Genomic DNA, 246 nt, shown 5'->3' with positions numbered 1-246 from the left:
GCAGATTTCAGCTGTTTACCTTCATGACAGCTCTCTTTCCCCCCCCCTTCTTCTTCCCCTTCCTCCTTCTTTCCCTCCTCTCCCCTCTCTCCCCCCTCCTTCCCTTCCTCTTCTCTCTTTCTTCCCCTCTCCCTTTTTTCCCCTCCTCCTCTTTCTTTCCTTCTCTTTTCCCCCCCCCTCTTTCCCCCTCTTCTTTCCCCCTTTCTTCCCTCCTCCCCCTTTCCCTCCTTTCCCCCTTCTCTTCTC

Annotated in this window: 1 protein-coding gene; it reads right to left on the bottom strand. The window is 54.9% G+C overall.

Annotated features, from left to right (window positions below; genetic code table 11):
* Window positions 1-7: 7 nt before the first annotated feature.
* The coding region (locus AB1471_RS19100) for a hypothetical protein (RefSeq protein WP_367781032.1) at window positions 8-246 on the bottom strand (239 nt) is incomplete at its 5' end.

Source organism: Jeotgalibacillus marinus (assembly GCF_040801915.1).
Taxonomy (GTDB): Bacteria; Bacillota; Bacilli; order Bacillales; family Jeotgalibacillaceae; genus Jeotgalibacillus; species Jeotgalibacillus marinus.
This window is presented reverse-complemented; position numbering and strand designations above follow the sequence as displayed.